At 34.7% G+C, this 18,202-nt stretch carries 23 protein-coding genes; 19 read left to right on the top strand and 4 right to left on the bottom strand.

Annotated elements, in window-relative coordinates; all coding sequences use genetic code 11:
• The first annotated feature begins 114 nt into the window (after nucleotides 1-114).
• The 8 genes from QZU81_RS06275 to QZU81_RS06310 all read left to right on the top strand — a co-directional run bounded on the left by QZU81_RS06275 (nucleotide 115) and on the right by QZU81_RS06310 (nucleotide 7,312).
• The gene (locus QZU81_RS06275; RefSeq protein WP_295590439.1) at nucleotides 115-1,257 is read left to right on the top strand and encodes an aldo/keto reductase; all 1,143 of its coding nucleotides are present in this window, start codon (nucleotides 115-117) and stop codon (nucleotides 1,255-1,257) included.
• 90 nt (nucleotides 1,258-1,347) lie between these two features.
• On the top strand, nucleotides 1,348-1,698 hold the full coding sequence (locus tag QZU81_RS06280; RefSeq protein WP_292826567.1) for a nascent polypeptide-associated complex protein: 351 nt from the start codon (nucleotides 1,348-1,350) through the stop codon (nucleotides 1,696-1,698).
• 5 nt (nucleotides 1,699-1,703) lie between these two features.
• Nucleotides 1,704-2,447, top strand: coding sequence for a metallophosphoesterase family protein (locus QZU81_RS06285; protein ID WP_342764266.1), 744 nt, complete (start codon nucleotides 1,704-1,706; stop codon nucleotides 2,445-2,447).
• A gap of 77 nt (nucleotides 2,448-2,524) precedes the next feature.
• On the top strand, nucleotides 2,525-3,550 hold the full coding sequence (locus QZU81_RS06290; RefSeq protein WP_292826573.1) for a Zc3h12a-like ribonuclease: 1,026 nt from the start codon (nucleotides 2,525-2,527) through the stop codon (nucleotides 3,548-3,550).
• Entirely contained in the window at nucleotides 3,543-4,745 is a 1,203-nt protein-coding gene (locus QZU81_RS06295; RefSeq protein ID WP_295590447.1) for a hypothetical protein, read from the top strand. The genes QZU81_RS06290 and QZU81_RS06295 overlap by 8 nt, the downstream gene beginning before the upstream one ends.
• 22 nt (nucleotides 4,746-4,767) lie before the next feature.
• Entirely contained in the window at nucleotides 4,768-5,169 is a 402-nt protein-coding gene (locus QZU81_RS06300) for a hypothetical protein (protein ID WP_295590450.1), read from the top strand.
• A gap of 19 nt (nucleotides 5,170-5,188) precedes the next feature.
• Nucleotides 5,189-6,412 carry a bifunctional ornithine acetyltransferase/N-acetylglutamate synthase gene (gene argJ / locus QZU81_RS06305; RefSeq protein WP_295590453.1) on the top strand — a complete coding sequence of 408 codons (1,224 nt, stop codon included), beginning with the start codon at nucleotides 5,189-5,191 and terminating at the stop codon, nucleotides 6,410-6,412.
• Between the two features lie 309 nt (nucleotides 6,413-6,721).
• Nucleotides 6,722-7,312, top strand: a complete 591-nt coding sequence (locus QZU81_RS06310; RefSeq protein WP_295590456.1) for a class I SAM-dependent methyltransferase — start codon at nucleotides 6,722-6,724, stop codon at nucleotides 7,310-7,312.
• Nucleotides 7,313-7,391: 79 nt separating this feature from the next.
• Here the strand turns inward: QZU81_RS06310 and QZU81_RS06315 are convergent, their stop codons facing one another.
• A complete protein-coding gene (locus QZU81_RS06315) occupies nucleotides 7,392-8,576 on the bottom strand; it encodes a coenzyme F420-0:L-glutamate ligase (RefSeq protein WP_295590458.1) in 1,185 nt (394 codons plus the stop codon).
• Between the two features lie 357 nt (nucleotides 8,577-8,933).
• On the opposite strand from QZU81_RS06315, the gene QZU81_RS06320 reads away from it, so the two are divergent.
• Nucleotides 8,934-9,644, top strand: a complete 711-nt coding sequence (locus tag QZU81_RS06320; RefSeq protein ID WP_292850118.1) for a 2-C-methyl-D-erythritol 4-phosphate cytidylyltransferase — start codon at nucleotides 8,934-8,936, stop codon at nucleotides 9,642-9,644.
• Nucleotides 9,637-10,653 carry an alcohol dehydrogenase catalytic domain-containing protein gene (locus QZU81_RS06325; RefSeq protein ID WP_295590460.1) on the top strand — a complete coding sequence of 339 codons (1,017 nt, stop codon included), beginning with the start codon at nucleotides 9,637-9,639 and terminating at the stop codon, nucleotides 10,651-10,653. Before QZU81_RS06320 ends, QZU81_RS06325 begins: the two co-directional genes overlap by 8 nt.
• On the opposite strand, the gene QZU81_RS06330 is transcribed toward QZU81_RS06325, so the two are convergent.
• On the bottom strand, nucleotides 10,654-11,181 hold the full coding sequence (locus tag QZU81_RS06330) for a hypothetical protein (protein WP_295590463.1): 528 nt from the start codon (nucleotides 11,179-11,181) through the stop codon (nucleotides 10,654-10,656).
• Nucleotides 11,182-11,370: 189 nt separating this feature from the next.
• On the opposite strand from QZU81_RS06330, the gene QZU81_RS06335 reads away from it, so the two are divergent.
• Nucleotides 11,371-11,697, top strand: coding sequence for a hypothetical protein (locus QZU81_RS06335; RefSeq protein WP_295590465.1), 327 nt, complete (start codon nucleotides 11,371-11,373; stop codon nucleotides 11,695-11,697).
• A 118-nt stretch (nucleotides 11,698-11,815) separates the two neighbouring features.
• A complete protein-coding gene (locus QZU81_RS06340) occupies nucleotides 11,816-12,520 on the top strand; it encodes an ABC transporter ATP-binding protein (RefSeq protein WP_295590467.1) in 705 nt (234 codons plus the stop codon).
• Nucleotides 12,521-12,548: 28 nt separating this feature from the next.
• On the opposite strand, the gene QZU81_RS06345 is transcribed toward QZU81_RS06340, so the two are convergent.
• Nucleotides 12,549-12,713, bottom strand: coding sequence for a hypothetical protein (locus tag QZU81_RS06345; protein ID WP_292826605.1), 165 nt, complete (start codon nucleotides 12,711-12,713; stop codon nucleotides 12,549-12,551).
• 51 nt (nucleotides 12,714-12,764) lie between these two features.
• On the opposite strand from QZU81_RS06345, the gene QZU81_RS06350 reads away from it, so the two are divergent.
• The 6 genes from QZU81_RS06350 (at nucleotide 12,765) to QZU81_RS06375 (ending at nucleotide 16,385) form a co-directional block, all read left to right on the top strand.
• Nucleotides 12,765-13,022 carry a hypothetical protein gene (locus QZU81_RS06350; RefSeq protein ID WP_292826608.1) on the top strand — a complete coding sequence of 86 codons (258 nt, stop codon included), beginning with the start codon at nucleotides 12,765-12,767 and terminating at the stop codon, nucleotides 13,020-13,022.
• Between the two features lie 137 nt (nucleotides 13,023-13,159).
• The gene (locus QZU81_RS06355; protein WP_295590471.1) at nucleotides 13,160-14,095 is read left to right on the top strand and encodes an SAP domain-containing protein; all 936 of its coding nucleotides are present in this window, start codon (nucleotides 13,160-13,162) and stop codon (nucleotides 14,093-14,095) included.
• Nucleotides 14,096-14,683 carry a DUF998 domain-containing protein gene (locus QZU81_RS06360; protein WP_292826614.1) on the top strand — a complete coding sequence of 196 codons (588 nt, stop codon included), beginning with the start codon at nucleotides 14,096-14,098 and terminating at the stop codon, nucleotides 14,681-14,683. It abuts the gene before it with no gap.
• A 130-nt stretch (nucleotides 14,684-14,813) separates the two neighbouring features.
• Nucleotides 14,814-15,062 (top strand): hypothetical protein, encoded by a 249-nt coding sequence (locus tag QZU81_RS06365; RefSeq protein WP_295590476.1) that lies wholly within the window; start codon nucleotides 14,814-14,816, stop codon nucleotides 15,060-15,062.
• 248 nt (nucleotides 15,063-15,310) lie between these two features.
• Entirely contained in the window at nucleotides 15,311-15,433 is a 123-nt protein-coding gene (locus QZU81_RS06370) for a hypothetical protein (protein WP_292850106.1), read from the top strand.
• 247 nt (nucleotides 15,434-15,680) lie between these two features.
• Nucleotides 15,681-16,385, top strand: a complete 705-nt coding sequence (locus tag QZU81_RS06375; protein ID WP_292850103.1) for a hypothetical protein — start codon at nucleotides 15,681-15,683, stop codon at nucleotides 16,383-16,385.
• Here QZU81_RS06375 and QZU81_RS06380 read toward each other — a convergent pair whose 3' ends face one another.
• Nucleotides 16,386-17,063, bottom strand: a complete 678-nt coding sequence (locus tag QZU81_RS06380) for a reductive dehalogenase domain-containing protein (RefSeq protein ID WP_292850100.1) — start codon at nucleotides 17,061-17,063, stop codon at nucleotides 16,386-16,388. It lies immediately after the preceding gene.
• A 100-nt stretch (nucleotides 17,064-17,163) separates the two neighbouring features.
• Between QZU81_RS06380 and argB the strand changes: the two genes are divergently transcribed.
• Entirely contained in the window at nucleotides 17,164-18,027 is an 864-nt protein-coding gene (gene argB, locus QZU81_RS06385) for an acetylglutamate kinase (RefSeq protein WP_292850097.1), read from the top strand.
• Nucleotides 18,028-18,202: the final 175 nt, after the last annotated feature.

The raw sequence follows: 18,202 nt of genomic DNA on the forward strand, positions 1-18,202 counted from the left end.
ATTAACAAATTTTTATCTATGCCAATATTGCTCGCGTATAACAATCCACATGATAGTAATATTCCATACGTTAATGTGTTATTGGTTCGAAATGAGTATGAAGAGGGAATTATTATGGCTAAGTTAGGAATGGGATTGATGAGACTTCCGCTTTTGGATGAAAACGATTTTACAAACATTGATTATGAACAGGTTAATCAGATGGTGGATGCATATATGGATGCAGGTTTCAACCATTTTGACACTGCATTTGTCTATCATGAAGGCGTAGGTGAAGATGCATTTAAGAAATGTGTCGTTGAAAGATATCCTAGAGATTCATATAAGATTGCAACAAAATTGCCGTTGTTCGTAATTACAGAAGAATCACAATTGGAACCGATTTTCGCCCAACAGCTCCAAAATTGCGGTGTTGACTATTTTGACTATTACATGCTTCACAATGTAAGCGGATTTACTGAAACCGCTTGGAAAAACGTTGATTTGTATTCATTTATCCAAAAGAAAAAAGAAGAAGGATATATTAAGCATATTGGAATATCCACTCACGGGAATGCGGAATTCTTAGAGGAGATTTTATTTGAACATCCAGAACTTGAATTCGTCCTGCTTCAAATAAATTATCTTGACTGGGAAGATGAAAATATCGAATCCAGGAAATGTTTGGAAGTTGCAAGAAAATATAATAAAAAAGTAATGATCATGGAACCGTATAAGGGAGGATTCTTGGCCGATGTGCCCGAAGAAGCTGAAAAAATCATGAAGGAATACAATCCCGACAGGTCAGTCGTTTCATGGGCAATGAGATTTGTAGCCAACCTTGATGATGTATGTGTTGTCTTGACAGGTGCAAGCACCCTTGAACAGCTTGAAAACAATATTCAGGAAATAAAAGATGCAGATCCACTAAATGATGATGAATATAAGATTCTTGAGGAAGTTTCAGAAATAATCAACAGCAACATTACTGTTGACTGCACCAAATGCAGATACTGTGTTGACACATGTTCTGAAGACATAGACATTGCCAGGCTTTTTGACTTGTACAATAAGCATAAGATGCTTGAAAAGGATGACTGGACACAGCACGGTAACGCTTATCTGAATTATTCAAAGCTTCCTGATGTCGGAATAGCTTCTGACTGCATAGAATGTGAAGTATGTCTTGAGGAATGTCCTCAGCAAATCAATATTCCCGAAGTTCTCAAGGATGTTGCAAAAACCTTTGAAACTGAAATCTATGGATTTGAAAATTAAATCCATTCTTCTTATTTTTTTAAGTTAAGCAAATTTTAATAATAATTAATAATATATTTATAAATAGTTAATTTTATTGAGGATTATATTATGATACCTGGTATGAACAAGAAACAAATGAAACAAATGGAAAGGCAAATGAAAAAGATGGGCATGAAAATGGAAGAGCTTGAAGGTGTCCGTGAAGTCATTATCCGTTTTGATGAAAAGGAATTAGTTATTGATAATCCTAACGTAAGTTTGATGAATGTAATGGGTCAGGAAACTTACCAAATTGAAGGTAAGGCTCGTGAAGTGGAGCTTGAATATGAAGTTGAAATTCCTGATGAAGACGTTGAAATGGTAGCTAACAGCGCTAATGTTTCCGAGGAAGAAGCAAGAGCAGCTCTTGAGGAATGCAGCGGCGACCTTGCAGAAGCTATAATGAAATTAAATCAATAGATAAAATGACTGTTATTGCACACATTTCAGATTTGCACTGTTCCAAATCTGATTTTGATGAAGAAGTTTTCATGCAAGCGGTAAGTGAAATCAACCACTTAAAGCCCGACATGATCGTTTTGACTGGTGATATAACCAATAATGGATATTATGTTGAGTTCGAGCAGGCAAAAAAATATTTGGGAATGTTTGAAGCCCCATTGTTTGCCGTTCCAGGAAACCATGATGCCCGTAATTTAGGTTACCAGACCTTCGAAGAGCTGATTGGTGAGAAAAGCTGGAAATTGACTGTAGGGGATAATCTTACAGTAATCGGATTGGACAGCAGTTCACCTGATGAGAACAGAGGCCATATTGGAAATCCTCAGCATATGTGGCTGGAACACCAGTTGGACGAATGTGTCATCAATGAGAACTTCTCCGTTGTTGCGCTGCATCATCATGTTATCTCCATTCCACAAACAGGTCGTGAAAGGAATGTCTTATCTGATGCGGGAGATATTTTAAAAACATTAACAACACATGAAGTTGACCTGATTTTATCAGGACACAAGCATGTTCCAAACATCTGGAAAATAAATGATACAGTTGTGGTTAATGCAGGATCTCTTTGTTCCACAAAACTTAGGGGGAAAATTAAGAACTCTTATAATGTTTATAATATTTCAGATGATGAAATAGAAATCTTCTTGAATTATGTAGATGGAGAAAAATTTTTATTCGGAAAATATCCAAGAAATTCATTATAAATTAAATTTAAATAATAGAATACAAAAATATATTATACTGAATTGATTGATTATTATTATTTTTATAGGTGATTATTATGAAAGTGGTCGTAGATGCTTCTAATGTGGCTTATAATGTTAAAAACGAAAGGGGACAACCCCAAATGTCAAATATTCTTGCTGCAGTTAAAGCATTAGAAGAGAGTGAAGATGAATTTGTAATTATTGCCGATGCATCACTTCGTCATGATATTGATGATAAGGAAAAATTCTTAAGATTGCTGGAAAGTGAAAATGTAGAGGAAGTTCCAGCAGGTAACGATGCAGATCATTTTATTTTAGATATCGCTACACGCGAAAGGGCAAGAATCTTGTCCAATGATAAATTCAGGGATTATGCTGCTGAATTTACAAACATTGCTTCAATGAGGATTCCGTTTGTGATTAAGGATAACAGGCTTACTTTTGGAAAACCGAAACAGCCTAAAAAGGATAAGAATATTCTTCAGCACATCTGTGATGATATCATAAAAGAATTAAACTTCAAGAAATGGGAAATATACACAGGTAAGGAAGGTCTGGAGATTTCACCATTAAATATTGCAAAGCAAGCGATTATTCGCATTGATAATGAAAATAATGCCGAGTCCAAACTTGAAAACATCTTTGCCAAAATACCAATGTTCAATAAAATTGTAGAAATGGTTGATGATGTTGAAATAGCTGCTCCATATGTTATTTTTGTATTGGTGCATCCTAAAGATTATAAAGTTGCAGTTAAAAATGCAGGCAATATCTCTGTAACCATTGCAGACAGATTAGGCCTTGAGAAAAAACCTTTAATTGCAGTTCGTAATGACTTATTCACTAAACCGGGTACATTTGAATTGAATATCATGTTGGCGGATGAAGTAAGCGAATATGCTCCATACAACATTTTAATTCGCGTAAGTACTCATGATGAAGTTTTCATTAAAAGAAATTCCAGAAATATTGCAAGTACAATTGCTGGAAGACTTGGGTCTTGGAAGTTTCCTTTCGTTTCAGTAAAACCTGACATGCTATTAGAAAAGCCGGGTGATTTTGAAATTGAATTGGAAAAGGGAGGAGGCTTAGATGACTAATAGTTTGACCAAGTCGTTTATTAGGTTAACTACTAAATTAAATCCAATTGCTGTTGGGACTAAGTTTTTCCCAACCAACTCTCTTGAAACGGAATATGTTGAGTTATTCAATTCCACTCAGACAATTCTTTTTGAGCTTGAAAAAGCTGAAATTAATTCAGATACAATTTTACAGAATCTTATTAGGGATGTTGGAGCTGAAAATATCCCGACAGATTATAATTTTTATGAATTAACTCCTGCCGAAAATAAGATTGAGGAATATGCATTAGTAAGCAATATTATCATGGGCAGTGACCGTTATTTCTACATTGAACTGCCTCACCCTTCCCGTTTAATCGATATTTTTGTAAAAATCATCGAAAATGAAAAAGGGGAAGTTGTTGAAAAAACAGCTACAGAGTTAATCGCTAAAATGCTAAGTAAAAATGATGCTATTCGCGTAGCTATTGAACTGATTGGCATAGGTTTAACTGAAGGTGTTCAAGTAATCTCTGCTGTGGGAATGACTGGTGCCGCTTCAATTGAAAGGGCAATTCATTATACTCAGAATGTAGGCAGTTTCCCAGGAATAGCTTTTACAAAGCTTGGCGGTGAATATGCATTGGTCTTTGATTCTCCATTTTTACTTAAGGAATCAAAACCTATCGACTTGGAAAATTACCTGTTCATTGATTTAATCGACTCCACTAAGTTCATTGATAAAAATGGAAGAACTCAGCTTGTGGAATTGATGAACGGCATTAAAAATTTCATTGAAAGTGAATGTGATGGAGAATTGGAAGGTTATCGTGAAGGCGGAGATGACTTTATTGCAAGGTTCCCATCAAAGGATTTGGCAATACGCGCAGGTCTTGATGCGGCATGGTTTGCACTTCATAATGGTGCTAAAATCAGAGCAGGTGTTGGAAGAAGTAGGAGAGAAGCGGGCGAAAGAGCACAGCTTGTTGATAGTTTGAAGTCAACATCCCCATTGTCATTGGTGGTATTTGAATTGGCAAATGGATTGTATGCCTATAATATTCCATCAGAATTTACAAGGACTCTGATTAATTTGGTTGAAAATGAAAAGGCAAAATTAATTGGAGTATTCGCATTCGTGTTTATTTTCGCATATCTAATGTCAATTTTAGGACTGGGAATGTTCAGTTTCGTTGGCGTTTTATTGGCTTTATTATATGCATTTATAGCTTGATAGATTAGAAAAGAGAAATAATATGAGACGGAAAAAAGATGATAAAAGGGTTTTGGTTTCCCCAAGAGATGCTCATAAAAAAAATAATAAAAGGCAGCTAATAAAAAGGAATAGGAATAATCGCATTAGGCATTCCAATAATTATGGCAATAATGTAAGAGGACCAAAAACTAGCAAGATTACAATTATTCTTATGGTTTTAGCATTACTTGCTTTTGTTGTTGGTGCAGGATTGGGAATATTCTGGAATTTGGATAGCGGTTCTCAAGATGATGGGCCTCATTGGATAAATGTCACAGAAGAGATGACAACCAATTTAAATGAAACAGAACCTGTATATTATGATGCATCAGTAGATGATGTGGATTATAATAGCAATCAGACATTAACAGAACTTAATGTTACAACAGAACCCTCATATTAATTTATTTTTGGTGATTTTTATGGATTTTATTAAAGATTTAGATGGTGGATTTTCAGTTATTGAAAATCTAAAAGTATCTGGCGCACGTGAAGGCAAATATGGTGTAAGCATAATCGTTTCACCGAATAGTACTGCATCAGCTGTTTTCACTTCAAATAAGGTTGTTGCGGCACCAGTTAAATATACAAAGAATGCGCTTAAAAAGGGAATTATCTCTGCGGTTTTTGTAAACAGCGGTAATGCAAACTGTTTTACCGGAGAGAAAGGTATTAAGGACTGTGAAACCTTAGTTGAATTGGTGTCTAAAGATTTGGATATACCTAAGGATGAAATTGCAATTTCATCAACAGGAGTTATCGGTCGTGAAATGCCGATAGACATTATTTCCAAAGTTGCCTATGAATCCATTTCCAAATTAGGAAATAATGCAGAAAACTCTCTTGCTGCTGCAAAAGCAATAATGACAACAGATACATTTCCAAAAGAATGTGCTGTTGAAGTTACATTAACAAATGGCGAAACTGTTAAAATTGCAGGAATTACTAAAGGAAGTGGAATGATTGCTCCAAATATGGGCACTATGCTTTCATTCATCGTAACTGATGCGGAAATCCCATCCGATGAAATCAATAAAGCATTAAAAAAAGCAGCTGACATTAGTTTTAACATGATTGTTGTTGATGGTGATGAAAGTACCAACGACACATGCCTGATGATGGCTAACGGATCTTCAGGCGTTAATGTCGTGGAAGATGGCAAATTGGACCCAAACTTCCAGGAAGGCTTAAATTACCTCTGCATTGATTTGGCTAAGAAAATGGCTCGTGATGGTGAAGGAGCAACCAAATTCATTGAAGCTAATGTTTGCGGTGCAAAAGATTTGGAAGATGCAAGGCTTGCGGCAAAATCAATTATTTCTTCAAGCTTATTCAAATCAGCAGTATTTGGCGGTGACCCTAATTGGGGAAGAATCGTATCCGCAATAGGATACTCAGGCTGTGATTTAAATCCGGATATTGTGACAATAGCCATTGCCAGTGATTTGGATGAAGTGGATTTAGTTAAGGATGGTGAAATTTTAGCATTTGAAAACACCCCTAACCTTGAAAGGGCTGAAAAGATAATGCAATCTAAAAATGTTATTGTAAATATTGATATGCATTTGGGTGATGGTGAGGCAACTGCATGGGGCTGTGATTTAACCTATGATTATGTTAAAATTAATGCTGAATACACCACTTAAAGAAAACCTTTAAATATATTAAAAACAAATATTTTTTTGTTATAGATTTAATTCTAATTATTTTTATTATCAATTTGAAGGAGGGGAAAATATGGCAAAAGTTAAAGGAACTAACAGAAGAACCAGACAAAAAAGAAGTTATACTAAACCTGGTAGTAAAAGAGGAAGAGGAGTAAAACAAACTTGGAAAAAATAATCCTCTTAAATCTTTTTTTTATTATTTTAAGCTATTTTTAAATGTTATGAAACCGTCATCATATTGAAAACCATTAAATACTATTTTTTAGAGATTATTATCTAGGTGATAATATGAACGGTCATAGGGCTCATGGATTTTCTAGTGTTCATTTCTTAGATTCAGATGAAATTATCTCAGAATTAAAGCTTAATGGTGATGAAACTTTTATGGATCTGGGTTGTGGTGATGGCCATATTGCTATAAAAGTTGTTGAAGAATATCTTCCTGACGGCACTGTTTATGCGGTGGATGTTTATGATGCATCAATTGAAGATATGGAAACCTATAAAAAGGAAAATAACATTGAAAATTTGATCAACATTGAAGCTGACGTTACCAAGGGAATTCCTGGTGTTAAGGATGAATCAATTGATGTCGTTTTAATGGTCAATGTATTCCATGGATTTAAGGCATCCAGAACAATGGATGAAGCTATTGATGAATTTGCAAGAATCATCAAGAAAGATGGCAAAATTGCAATCATGGATTACAAGGCATGGGAAGTTCCTAAAGGGCCTCCAACAGCATTCAGAAGTTCTCCGAGTGAATTGGAAGAAATCTTCAATAATCATGGTTTAAAAATGACATATTTGAATGAGGAAATCGGTGAAGATATTCCTGAAGGAAAGTCTCACTATTTCATAGTATTCCAAAAAGAGTAAGTTTCTGGTTTAATTTGGGATTAATTCCCAATTTTTTTTGTAAAATCTAAAAATAAAAAAAGTAAAGGTTTCGATAAATTTAGTCGTTTGCTAAATTATCGAAGTATCCTTGGATGAATACGACAGGTGTTCCTTTATCTCCGGAACCGCTTGTCAAGTCACATAATGATCCGATTAAATCGGTGAGCACTCTTGGTGTTGTTCCTTCGGTAATCATTTGTCCAGTTAAGTCAGCATCCTTTTCTCTAATTTCTTCTTTGATAGCTTCTTTCAATTCATCGCCTTTTAAATCAGCGAACTTGTTGTCGGAAACATATTTTAATTTGATTTCATTTGGATATCCAACCAATCCGCTTGTATGTGCTGGTGAAACAACAGGGTCTGCCAATTCCCAGATTTTTCCAACAGGGTCTTTGAATGCTCCGTCACCGTAAACCATTACTTCAATCTGTTTGCCGGTGAGGTCGATTAATCTTTTTTGTACTTCATTTACTAATGTGTCTCCTGTTTTTGGGAATAATTTTAATTTTTCTTCTGTTGCTTTGTTGGAACCAAGTAATCCGTAGTCAGGATTGCAACCTGAATCTCCGATAGGTTCAGTTAATATTTGATGTAGGCCGTATACGTTAGCCCCGTAGGATTTAAGCAATTTTGTAGTTTTTTCTCTTGTATGGATATCACAAGTTAAAACCTCTTCGGTATATCTGAGAATTGTTTTTACATCGTTGGAGAAGACGAATTCAACTTCACAGTCTTCGCTTTCAATCAGTTCTCTGTAAAAATCAATCATGTTTATTCCAGTGAAAGGGTGTTTCCATGAGCCGAAGGTTTTGTTGTATTCTTTTTCGCTGATCACGCTTCCAAGGTGGTAATCGCTTTTTTCTAAGATTTCTTCATCCATGATTCCGTTTCCAACTTCATCTGCAGGGAATGATGTTAATAATGTAATCTTATCCATTCCTCTTGCAATACCTTTCAGGATAATGGAGAATCTGTTTCTGCTTAAAATAGGGTCTACCACTCCAATGTCTTTGGATGGAAATTTGTTTTGTATATCTTGAGCAACATCGTCCACGGTTACATAATTTCCTTCAGAAATACCTACGACAGCTTCGGTGATTGCAACGACATCTTTGTCTTTGAATTCAAATCCTTCACTTTCTTTTGCAGCCATAAGTGAATCTACAACTATAGTTGCCAAATCATCATTTTCTTTAATAATCGGTGTTCTTATTCCACGTACAACAGTACCAACACATCTCATTTTTTATAACTCCTAGTTATCATCAATTTGTAATTGGGGTAAATTTAAGTAACCCATATATTTTATATTTCTTTAATTATTTATATGTTAAGATTACTTTTCAAAAGTTGAATGAAGATGCCGTAATCATTTTTTTCTTGAAAATTATTAAATACTATCTTTAATAAAATATTATTAGATGGATTTAAGGTGATATTGATGATGTTATTGGAGAACATCACAGTGGCGGTAAATTTGCCATAGCTGATTTCAATCCAGTTGGATGGTATATTTGTCTGCCAAGGGAAATGAAATGCTCACCGGATGAACCAAAAGTAATATTTAACTTATATATTTTGAATTAAGGAGTGATTGTATATGATTTTCGCAGCAATTTTAGCGGGAGGAATTGGATCAAGAATGGGCGGTACCGACATTCCTAAACAGTTCTTAACTTTAGGCGACAAGCCTGTTATTGTTCACACTATTGAAAAATTTGTAATCAATGAAAAAATCGATAAGATTATTGTTCTGACACCTGAAAATTTTATCAATCATACAATTCACTTAATTGAGAAGCATATTCCGAATGCAAATGACGTCATTGTCATTGAAGGCGGTGAAACCAGAAACGACACTCTTATGAATAGTATTGAATACATTAAAGAGAATTTCGGAATCGATGACGAGTCAATAATTATTACGCATGATTCAGTCAGGCCTTTTGTCACACACAGGATTATTGAAGATAATATTCAGGCTGCAAGAAAGTACGGGGCATGTGATACTGTAGTTCCGGCTACAGATACCATCGTTGAAAGCATCAATGGTGAGACCATCGAAAGCATCCCTGTGAGGGATTATTATTACCAAGGCCAAACTCCACAGAGCTTCAATGTAAATAAACTTTTTAACTTAATTACCAGTTTAACAGAAGAAGAATCCAATATACTTACAGATGCATGCAAAATCTTCACACTTAAGGATGAAGATGTACATCTGGTCGATGGTGAAGTGACAAATATTAAGATTACATACCCTTATGACTTAAAACTAGCAAATACAATACTTGAGGATATTCATGATTAATATTGTTTATAGATTAAAATCTCCCAAATTCTTTGAAGAGTCAATTGATGAAATTGAACTTGACGGCGTCATTGTCAGGCCGACCTATCTTTCAATCTGCCAGGCCGACCAAAGGTACTACCAGGGGTCCCGTCCTGCCGAAGTTTTAGAGAAAAAGCTTCCTATGGCACTGATTCATGAGGGAATCGGCGAAGTCGTATATGACAGTGATGGCAATTTCAAATCAGGTGACCAGGTTGTAATGATTCCAAACACTCCCTTTGGAGAGGACGTCTGCAGAGCCAATTATTCTTACAATTCAAAATTCCGTGGAAGCGGGTTCGATGGATTCACTTCTGATTTAATCAAATTGGAATCTGATAGGGTTGTTAAAATCCCTGAAGACTTCAATCCTCATGTCGCAGCATTCATAGAATTGATTTCAGTGGCTTATCAGGGAATATCCAAATTTGATGAACTTGCAATAACTCCTAAGGATGCATTGGGCGTTTGGGGAGATGGAAACTTGGGATTCATCACTGCACTTCTTTTAAAGGAAAAATTCCCGGATTCCAAGGTTTACATTTTCGGAAAGCATTTGGATAACTTAAACCTATTCTCATTTGCCGATGGAATTTATCAGATACATAATGTGCCTGCTGATTTGGTCATTGATCATGCCTTTGAATGTGTTGGTTCAAGTGCATCACAGTCAGCAATCGAACAAATCATTAATCTTATTAATCCGCAAGGAATAATTAACCTCTTTGGCGTTAGCGAATATCCGATTCCTATTAATACACGTATGGTTTTGGAAAAAGGATTGACTATCCAAGGAAACAGCCGGTCCGAGAGAGAGGATTTTGTCGGAGTTGTGGAAACACTCAAACAAAACCCTAAGCTTTTTGAATATCTGGAAAAGCTAGTTACCAACACCTGTGAAATACACTCCTTGAATGATTTGAAGGAAGCGTTTGACAAGGATTACATCTCTAATTTCGGCAAGACAATTCTAATATGGAAAAAATAATCAGTATTGCAGGCTGTTTATTATTCGGATATACTCTTTTCTGAAATAATTCCTTTCATCTTTTTTACATATCATGGGAAGCATTGAAAGTGCATGCAAATCATCGCCGTCAAGGCATTCTCCGCTTTTTATTTTATTCTTTATTCCTTTGAGTATTATATGCGCAGGATTTTCTTGAACGCAGGCTAATTTGATTGTAAATTCCGCTTCGGATTTTATTTCACATTCTCTGACAAGAACATTAACTGTGTCCGGGCAGATTAGATAGATGGATACTTGTTTTTGATGTTTTTCGTATAATGCTTCTGCAAATTCAATATATTTGACAAGTTCTGATTCTGTAAAATCATGTATTTGAAATTCCAAATCAATCAATTCGCCATTTTCTGTTGTAAAAATGTCCCCTCCTGGATAAATGTTGTCATCCAGTTTTCTGTCTTTTTCGGGTGTGAGACACTTTATCTCTCTGGAATCATTAAACGTTTCTTTGATAATTTTTGTCCTAATTTTAAAATCTTGTTCTTTCATGGTTTAACCTTTACAAATTTTAATTTGTGTTGCTTATATTTAATTTGAAGATTAATAAATTAGTAAGTTATTTTTTAAAGCAATTTTATGATGTTAAATCAATTTTAAAGTATTAAGGTAATTTTGCAATATTGATTCCCATCATCAGCTTTAATAGGAATCATCGCAATATTATTAATTGGTGATATTGTGGATTATGAGACAATCATTTCTGAAAAATTTCCAAACTGCAATGTTGAGGTAATCACTCCGGATGTCTTCGAATTGGAAGATTTAATTGAATACATCACCGATGATATTGTAGTGTACAAGCCGCATTCAGTTATGGTATATAGGCATATGATCAGATTTCTGATGAATGTGGGCCATAGGGGCAAAATCTATTATTTGGATGGTTTTTCAGATGAGGATTTAAAGCTGGTTCATGCGGGCCTTCTAAAGTTCACATGGAAAAGGGATGTCAAGATTAATCTGTTCAAGCATTCAAATCCCGATAGGGACATATTGGGATTGTAGTTTTTGAAAAACAAAAATGGGAGTTGTTAGTTGGCTCTTTGATATTCCTCTTTTTTTTCAATGCCGGCTGCAACATCAGATAAAAATATAAGTAAAATTAATTTAAGAAATTAAATCGATGGACACTATTATCGAATTTAAAAATGTGGTAAAAGAATATCAGTCTGGCGACCATATCTTAAGGGCTATGGATGATGTTAACTTCACAATTGATAAGGGAGAATTTGTCGTAATCCTTGGACCATCCGGAGCGGGCAAATCAACTCTTTTAAACCTTCTGGGCGGTCTTGACTCAGTAACATCAGGTCAAATAATTGTCAACAATCAAAATGTGGAATGTTTCGATGACAATCAACTAACTGAATACCGTGCAAAGAATGTCGGGTTCATATTCCAGTTCTACAACCTGATTCCAAATTTGACCGCACTGGAAAACATTGAATTGATGGGGGATATCGTTGATGTTGACATTGACGGACTTGATGTTTTAGGATCTGTCGGATTGAACGACCATGAAAATCAATTCCCAGCACAGTTGTCCGGCGGTGAACAGCAAAGGGTATCGATTGCAAGGGCTGTTGCTAAAAAACCAACAATGCTTTTATGTGATGAGCCAACAGGAGCATTAGATTCAAAAACAGGGGTGATGATTTTAAAGTTGCTTCAGGACATGAGCAATGATCAAAATACTACTGTCATAATTGTAACTCACAATGCGATACTTGCCGAAGCCGCTGATAAGGTGATAAGAATCAAAAACGGCCAAATCGAAAGCATTGTCGTGAATGAACATCCTAAAAAGGTCACAGATTTGGAATGGTGATTGGGCATTTTATTCTAAACAAATAATTTCATCGGAAGAATTCATCACAGTACTCACAGTAATAATTGTAAGTTGAGTCACAACAGTTGCCTATGATTATTTCGCCGTTCATAGAATCAATGGCAAGTTCGTCGGTAGGTTCTCCGTGAAATACTTTTTTTAATTTTCTTTCACATTTAGGACAGGTTTTCATATGATGAATTATATTAATTATGAATTTTAAATATTAGTGTAGGTGTTAATTATGATGATTAATGTTGGTGCTGAATTCGGTACACACTTGGAATCAAGCGAGATTGCGGTTGAATTAATTGATATTTTAAATAAATTACCTGCTGAAGAGTTCATCATTGATTTTAAGGATGTGACTTTTGTCACTATGAATTATGCACAAGCTTATTATAATGCTAAATATCAATCTTCAAAAAGGATTTCCGAGATAAATCTCTCTGATGAAATCATCGTTGTTATGGGTGCGGCCGATGAGGCATGCAATCCCTAATCTTATTTTTTTAAATTTGATTTTGATTTTAAAAATTAAGGATGCAATTTTAGACCACCCATTTAGCAAAATATTAAATTAACTAAAAAAGATATAATAAAATATAGAAATGTAGTAAAAACATAAAAGGTGTTTAAGTGAGTGAACAAAAATTAGAAGTTTTTAATGTTTTAAATTTTTTAGACCGTGGTAATGAACTTGAATATGTCTTAAAAGAAGGGGAATTTGGAACTTTCCCGTCAGCTGAAGATTGTATAAACTATTTGGTTGATGAAGGATATCTTGAAGGTGATGTTCAAGTAAGTGCTAATGTGGAAATAACTGCCGAGTACATATCTAAAAAATACATTGTTTCTGAACTTAAAGATATTTTAAGAGAAAATGGATTAAAAGTTTCAGGTAAAAAACAAGAATTGGTTGAAAGGGTTTTGCCTGTTTTAAAAGAAGCGCATGACGCTCGCAATTTAAATGTGGCTGTTGATAAAGAAAAGACATATGGCAATTTACAATTAACTGCAAAAGCACATGAATTCCTGAAAGAGAATCAATGGATAGATTTATACATGTTTTCTCTTGTAGCATTCAGATTCACTGATTATGAAACATATGTCGAATCTTCTTCATTGGGCATGGTTGAAACTGCATTAAATTTCTGTGATGAGATTTTATCAAGATCATTAGTTGCAAATCAATTTTTGGTATTTATTGATGCATTAACCGCCAAAGCGCATGTTTATGCTTATAATGGTGATTATGAATCATTCCTTGACTATGATCTGCAAAGATACATTTTAGGCTTGAATCCGATTGTCATGGATGCTCAAACCTATGCAACCTATAACGTTATTGATGATGCAAACATCACCAATATAAGAAGAGTCATAGAAAAATTGAAAATGGGCAGTTTAAAGAAAAGATTTGACAGAATTTGGAACAAGTCTCATATTAAACATGCTACTGTACCTAAAAAGACCTGCTTTAAGCTATTGCAAAGGGCTATTGACGGTGCAGATATTGAAGAGCTCAATTTTGACATAAGGCAGAAATACTTTGATAAAAAATACGGAATTTAAATGAAGTCTAAAGTTGCAGGGATTGTCTTTTTAATAGGTAGTTTGTACTATGTTCTAGCTGAAGCTATTTCCGCAACTTTTTTCAATGCTTCACTTGCAAATACTTATATCTTCCACACCATTTCCGAACTTGGAATTCCAAATGCCAATTCTCCTTTGTCTTTTTTAATGAATTCCGCTTTTATTTTAATCGGATTGACACTTATTTTCTGCAGTTTTTATAAGTTTAAGGATTTCATAATCAAAAATAATATTGTCATTTATATATTCACATTAATTACCGGAATTGGAGTCATCATCGTTGGCCTCATACATGGGGGAAATCCCTTTACACTTGGATATCATATGCTCGGCGCCATGATGGCAATTTTGGGAGGAAATATTCTTCTTGTTTTAATTTCAAGGTCAATGGGTGAATTTGAAAGCTATCAAAAAACAGCATTGGCTTTAGGCATCATTGGCTTAATTGCCTTTTGGATAATGTTTTTCAATATGAAAAGCAGCTACATGCCCGTTTTTGAAAGACTGTCCGTTTACACTCTGATTATTTGGTGTTTTTTAACGGGAGTTTACCTTTTTAGAAACTGATTTCAGACAGGATTATTTCAGGTAATCCACTAATTTTCAGGATGTTTTTAATTTTATCAGAATGCTTTTTCGGTTAATTTGTAAAAAAGTTTATATATTTCTTAGATTAATTAACATTAAAGGTGATATCATGGCAAACTTAGATAAAGCTACTGAAGAAAAAATCTTAGAAATTGTCGAAAAATACCAAAAAGAAGACACCAAACTTTTAAACTACCTCATAACCGATGATGTGATTACATTTTTCTCACCATTGGCAAACGGTAATGCAATTACTGCAGAAGACTTGCAGAAAGTTGCAGATATCCTAGACGGATCATTTGAAGGAATGGAAATTGTTAACCAAGAGTACAGATTCAAATTCAAATGCGGGTTATAGGAGTTTTTCTTGGCTCCTTTTTTCTTTTTTTTTAAGTCTGATTTTGAAATGTTCCGTGATTTTTGATACCTCAAAACTAATTATAATATTTTTCAGATGATTCATATTTATAGCTTCTTTTCATTCAATAAATAGATATTTTTTTATATATTATTCTATAGAATTTTAATCATAGTGAATGATATTTTTTAAGTTTGTTTGTATGAAAGATATCTATTTATCAAAATATTTTTGAGGATTAGGTGAAAATGAAGTTCAAAAATAGCATGCTTATATTGATTCTTACTGTTTTTCTCATCAGCATTGCCGGTGTATGCGCCAGTGATGTGAATGATACGGCAATAGCCGGCCAGGAGAATTCAAAGTATTAAAGTTCAGATACTTTTTGATTTTATTGTTTAAGTCGATGAAAAATGGCAAAACATTTGCATTTTTGGAGAAAAGGAAATTTCAGCAATTGTTGAAAAATGCCGAAAAGGAACACAAAACTTTTAATTTCATCATATTTGGTTAGGAGATTGCATTATCTTAGCATTTGCAAATGGCAATGCAGAATATTTAGATATATCCTATTTTTAACAACAAATTTAATACATATTATACTTTAAATATTGTAATATGCAAACAAAAGAAAAAATCATTCTTGTTGTCGTATTGCTTGTTTTAGCAATCGGTCTTTTTTCATGGATTTCCAGTATTCTGGCTCCGCCTAAAGCGGATCTATTGAATGATGTCGTTTTTGAGAAAATTGGAGGGGATGATTTTTTAAATGTCACAATCAAGTATTGCTTGAAAATAGATGAAAAGGACATACCTGACGGTTCATTTTCAACAAATGAAGGTGAACTAAGATATTATAATGCAAAGAATATCACTTACGTCGATACATCGGGCATTCAGGATTATTTCATAATCTGGAAAGCGGATTGCGATAAATACGATTGGGTTGACACAAACCAATCCGTTAATCAGTATGCATCCTGCTATTTAACGGGTGATGTTGAAGGAAAATGCTTTGTTGAATATTCATACGAACATGGTTCTGTTTATGGTGTGATGTTAAGTACGGCCAAGAATTCTTATTCTGAGTCTCAATTAATGTATAAAATATTGGGCCTTAATCGTGAGGGGTTTGATTTGGTTTATAGTTCCACCCAATATGGCTACGGCAGTTATTCATCAGGCCCTAGCGACCATTATCATACGGTAGTGCCGGACAGATATACTCTGTCAAGAACTGATCCCGGAGCTTATTACGACCACTATGAATATGGAGACAATTACGAAATTGATGATTATCTGGAATCAGAGGGCTATGATTAACTATTCGTTTTCCAAATATTTCTGAGTGAGCTTACATTCGCTCATGCATTTTGTACAGCCAAGCCCTGCCTGATACTGGCCGATTATATATTCGCTGCAGGCTTTGATGTCGATAATGTCCTCCCTATTTAATCTGTCGTTCCATTTTTGAGGGTTTATTGCATCGACGGGGCATGCTTCCTGACAGTTTGTGCAGTCATCACATTCGCTGTCGGTTATGGGTGTTCCGAATTCCAATGGCATATCTGTAAGAATTCCGCCTAAAGCAACTGCAGATCCGTATTCCGGCGTTACGAATAATGCGGAGCGCCCAATCCAGCCGAGCCCGGACTTTGTAGCGATTGTTTTATAAGGAAGGATGCTCAGCAGTTTTTCCATATCGCATTCGTTGCGCTTCATGGTAAGTGCAAACGCATCATATCCGAGACTTTTAATGTATCTTTCGCCCCTGTGGGAAATCTTGGTCAATGTCCCGATTTGTCTGTGGAAGGACTTCCAATATTTTTCATATTCTTCCTCTTCAACTAAATGAATTGTTTCTTTTGGTATTTTTAAAACAAGGCTAATTCCATTTGGCAAATCAACAAATTCCTTAGCTAAACCATTAACGTCTGCAAATCCAACTTTGCTCGCTCCCAAATTTATCAAGTATTCTTTAAGTTCACTCATCTCAGACATAATAATGGTTATATTTTAAGATTATATAAATTGTTTTGTAATTAATTTCTGACTTAAACACTTATAAACCATTAAATTTAATATTTAATGTAGTGATTAGATGAAAGATGTAGATGTATTAATTGAAGCTTTACCCTATATTAAAAAGTTTCATGAAAAAAAGATTTTAATTAAATATGGTGGACATGCGATGGTGGATGATGAAGCAAAAGCTTCCACAGCCCGTGATACTGTTTTTCTTAAATATATTGGAATGAAACCGCTCATTGTACATGGTGGAGGTCCTGAAATTTCAAGGTCAATGGATAAATTAGGTAAGGAATCTAAATTCGTCAAAGGATTAAGGGTGACTGATGAAGAGACCATGGAAATTATTGAAATGGTATTGGTCGGTAAAATATCAACAGAAATCGTATCAGAACTTATTAAGAATTGTGGTAAGGCAATAAGTTTATCTGGAAAAGATTCAAGTCTAATATTTGCCCACAAAAAAGGAGTGCATAAAGTCAATGAAGAGCTTGTTGATTTGGGTCTTGTCGGTGAAGTTGACGATGTCAATACCGATTTGCTTGATATGTTTTTAGAAAATGATTATATTCCTGTAATTTCCCCTGTAGGTATTGCAGATGATGGAACTAGCTTAAATCTAAATGCTGATACTGCAGCAGGTGAAGTTGCAAGTGCTATCGGTGCTGAAAAATTAATCATCTTAACTGATGTGCCGGGTGTCTTAAGAGATCCTTCAGACCCTAACTCTTTAATTCAAAAAATAAGAATTTCAGAAGTTCCGGGCTTGATTGAAGACGGCATTATCTCTGGTGGAATGATTCCTAAAATCGAAACCTGTGTCAAAGCTATTGAAAATGGCGTTAAATCCTGCCACATTATTGACGGGCGTAAAAAACACACATTGCTTTGGGAAATCTTTACTGATAATGGTATTGGAACTATGATTTTTGAATAATCATAGTCATTTTTTTCTTTTTTTTTAAACTTTAAACATTTCCCTTAGTTCTCTTCTAAGCAATTTCCAGCCATTCACTCTTGGAAGCTCTTCAAGTGCAAATATTTTTTTTGGAACCTTGTATCTGGATAAGTTCTCACGTGCATAATTGATTAGGCCTTCATCATCAGCTTCA

The organism is uncultured Methanobrevibacter sp., assembly GCF_902770715.1.
In the GTDB taxonomy this organism is placed as follows: domain Archaea; phylum Methanobacteriota; class Methanobacteria; order Methanobacteriales; family Methanobacteriaceae; genus Methanocatella.

What these genes read in the sequence shown, in the direction of transcription:
- QZU81_RS06310 (WP_295590456.1), top strand. Translation starts at nt 6,722, where the DNA reads ATGAACGGTCATAGGGCTCATGGATTTTCTAGTGTTCATTTCTTAGAT.
- QZU81_RS06275 (WP_295590439.1), top strand. Translation starts at nt 115, where the DNA reads ATGGCTAAGTTAGGAATGGGATTGATGAGACTTCCGCTTTTGGATGAA.
- QZU81_RS06370 (WP_292850106.1), top strand. Translation starts at nt 15,311, where the DNA reads ATGAAGTTCAAAAATAGCATGCTTATATTGATTCTTACTGTTTTTCTC.
- QZU81_RS06380 (WP_292850100.1), bottom strand. Translation starts at nt 17,063, where the DNA reads ATGTCTGAGATGAGTGAACTTAAAGAATACTTGATAAATTTGGGAGCG.
- QZU81_RS06345 (WP_292826605.1), bottom strand. Translation starts at nt 12,713, where the DNA reads ATGAAAACCTGTCCTAAATGTGAAAGAAAATTAAAAAAAGTATTTCAC.
- QZU81_RS06340 (WP_295590467.1), top strand. Translation starts at nt 11,816, where the DNA reads ATGGACACTATTATCGAATTTAAAAATGTGGTAAAAGAATATCAGTCT.
- QZU81_RS06320 (WP_292850118.1), top strand. Translation starts at nt 8,934, where the DNA reads ATGATTTTCGCAGCAATTTTAGCGGGAGGAATTGGATCAAGAATGGGC.
- QZU81_RS06280 (WP_292826567.1), top strand. Translation starts at nt 1,348, where the DNA reads ATGATACCTGGTATGAACAAGAAACAAATGAAACAAATGGAAAGGCAA.
- argB (WP_292850097.1), top strand. Translation starts at nt 17,164, where the DNA reads ATGAAAGATGTAGATGTATTAATTGAAGCTTTACCCTATATTAAAAAG.
- QZU81_RS06365 (WP_295590476.1), top strand. Translation starts at nt 14,814, where the DNA reads ATGGCAAACTTAGATAAAGCTACTGAAGAAAAAATCTTAGAAATTGTC.
- argJ (WP_295590453.1), top strand. Translation starts at nt 5,189, where the DNA reads ATGGATTTTATTAAAGATTTAGATGGTGGATTTTCAGTTATTGAAAAT.
- QZU81_RS06290 (WP_292826573.1), top strand. Translation starts at nt 2,525, where the DNA reads ATGAAAGTGGTCGTAGATGCTTCTAATGTGGCTTATAATGTTAAAAAC.
- QZU81_RS06315 (WP_295590458.1), bottom strand. Translation starts at nt 8,576, where the DNA reads ATGAGATGTGTTGGTACTGTTGTACGTGGAATAAGAACACCGATTATT.
- QZU81_RS06285 (WP_342764266.1), top strand. Translation starts at nt 1,704, where the DNA reads ATGACTGTTATTGCACACATTTCAGATTTGCACTGTTCCAAATCTGAT.
- QZU81_RS06350 (WP_292826608.1), top strand. Translation starts at nt 12,765, where the DNA reads ATGATGATTAATGTTGGTGCTGAATTCGGTACACACTTGGAATCAAGC.
- QZU81_RS06375 (WP_292850103.1), top strand. Translation starts at nt 15,681, where the DNA reads ATGCAAACAAAAGAAAAAATCATTCTTGTTGTCGTATTGCTTGTTTTA.
- QZU81_RS06295 (WP_295590447.1), top strand. Translation starts at nt 3,543, where the DNA reads ATGACTAATAGTTTGACCAAGTCGTTTATTAGGTTAACTACTAAATTA.
- QZU81_RS06330 (WP_295590463.1), bottom strand. Translation starts at nt 11,181, where the DNA reads ATGAAAGAACAAGATTTTAAAATTAGGACAAAAATTATCAAAGAAACG.
- QZU81_RS06325 (WP_295590460.1), top strand. Translation starts at nt 9,637, where the DNA reads ATGATTAATATTGTTTATAGATTAAAATCTCCCAAATTCTTTGAAGAG.
- QZU81_RS06360 (WP_292826614.1), top strand. Translation starts at nt 14,096, where the DNA reads ATGAAGTCTAAAGTTGCAGGGATTGTCTTTTTAATAGGTAGTTTGTAC.
- QZU81_RS06300 (WP_295590450.1), top strand. Translation starts at nt 4,768, where the DNA reads ATGAGACGGAAAAAAGATGATAAAAGGGTTTTGGTTTCCCCAAGAGAT.